The sequence below is a fragment of the Psychrobacter sp. 2Y5 genome (assembly GCF_051847375.1).
GTDB lineage: Bacteria > Pseudomonadota > Gammaproteobacteria > Pseudomonadales > Moraxellaceae > Psychrobacter.
In genome coordinates, this window is the sequence record NZ_JBPYDA010000028.1 from 1 (window position 1) to 2065 (window position 2065).

The window sequence follows — 2065 nt, forward strand, 5'->3', positions numbered from 1 at the left end:
GAATGCCGTCTATAAGGAGGTGATCCAGCCGCAGGTTCCCCTACGGCTACCTTGTTACGACTTCACCCCAGTCATCAACCACACCGTGGTGAACGCCATCCTAAAAGGTTTGGCTATCCACTTCTGGTGCAATCAACTCCCATGGTGTGACGGGCGGTGTGTACAAGGCCCGGGAACGTATTCACCGCGGCATTCTGATCCGCGATTACTAGCGATTCCTACTTCATGGAGTCGAGTTGCAGACTCCAATCTGGACTACGATAGGCTTTGAAAGATTCGCATCACATCGCTGTGTAGCTGCCCTCTGTACCTACCATTGTAGCACGTGTGTAGCCCTGGTCGTAAGGGCCATGATGACTTGACGTCGTCCCCGCCTTCCTCCAGTTTGTCACTGGCAGTATCCTTAGAGTTCCCGGCTTAACCCGCTGGTAACTAAGGACAAGGGTTGCGCTCGTTGCGGGACTTAACCCAACATCTCACGACACGAGCTGACGACAGCCATGCAGCACCTGTATTCTAATTCCCGAAGGCACTCCCGCATCTCTGCAGGATTCTAGATATGTCAAGACCAGGTAAGGTTCTTCGCGTTGCATCGAATTAAACCACATGCTCCACCGCTTGTGCGGGCCCCCGTCAATTCATTTGAGTTTTAACCTTGCGGCCGTACTCCCCAGGCGGTCTACTTATTGCGTTAGCTGCGTCACTAAGTCCTCAAGGGACCCAACGACTAGTAGACATCGTTTACGGCGTGGACTACCAGGGTATCTAATCCTGTTTGCTACCCACGCTTTCGAACCTCAGTGTCAATATGATGCCAGAAGGCTGCCTTCGCCATCGGTATTCCTCCAGATCTCTACGCATTTCACCGCTACACCTGGAATTCTACCTTCCTCTCACCTATTCTAGCCTGACAGTATCAGATGCAGTTCCCAGGTTAAGCCCGGGGATTTCACATCTGACTTATCAAGCCACCTACGCTCGCTTTACGCCCAGTAATTCCGATTAACGCTTGCACCCTCTGTATTACCGCGGCTGCTGGCACAGAGTTAGCCGGTGCTTATTCTGCAGCTAATGTCATCGCATACGGGTATTAACCGTATGGTCTTCTTCACTGCTTAAAGTGCTTTACAACCAAAAGGCCTTCTTCACACACGCGGCATGGCTGGATCAGGGTTGCCCCCATTGTCCAATATTCCCCACTGCTGCCTCCCGTAGGAGTCCGGGCCGTGTCTCAGTCCCGGTGTGGCTGATCATCCTCTCAGACCAGCTACAGATCGTCGCCATGGTAGGCCTTTACCCCACCATCTAGCTAATCCGACTTAGGCTCATCTAATAGCGAGAGCAACAAGTTGCCCCCTTTCTCCCGTAGGTCGTATGCGGTATTAATTCGAGTTTCCCCGAGCTATCCCCCACTACTAGGTAGATTCCTAAGTGTTACTCACCCGTCCGCCGCTCGACGCCTGGGAGCAAGCTCCCATCGTTTCCGCTCGACTTGCATGTGTTAAGCCTGCCGCCAGCGTTCAATCTGAGCCATGATCAAACTCTTCAGTTTAATCTTGCTTGAAGTCTTCACTATAAATAGTAAGACGACTTCTAATCTTGGCTCATCTAATCTGGCAAATCGCTAAAAATTATGTTCGTAATGAATTAACTTTGAGTTTTTCTGCTGATTAAATGATAATTTTTATAGTTAGGATAAACTCCGAAAAGAAGTTCAAACCAACTTTATTTTTAGCATTCTGTCTCAGCAAAAATCCACACAAGTTGTTCTTTAGTTTTGATTTTAAATAGTGGCTTACTTCTGTCGTCCAGTAAGTAAGTAATGCAATATTTGATTTGCTAAAATAGCGCTAAACCCTTATAGGTCGTTCTATCTAGCGAGCTGACTATCATATCATGTTATCTATGTTTGTCAAGCTTTTATTTTAAATCTTTATAATTTGTATCTTAAGCTAAGAACCTGATTTATCTACCTTATTTGGTAGGTTGTCTCGTTCTGTCCCTTAATGAGGTGCGTATTATAGACGCTTTAAATAACTTGTCAAGAACTAAATTAGTTTATTTT

1 rRNA gene is annotated in these 2065 nt (G+C 47.2%); it reads right to left on the reverse strand.

Features of this window, described 5'->3' with window-relative positions:
• Window positions 1-12: 12 nt before the first annotated feature.
• Window positions 13-1552: ribosomal RNA gene (locus tag ACS8E3_RS12955) — 16S ribosomal RNA — on the reverse strand.
• Window positions 1553-2065: the final 513 nt, after the last annotated feature.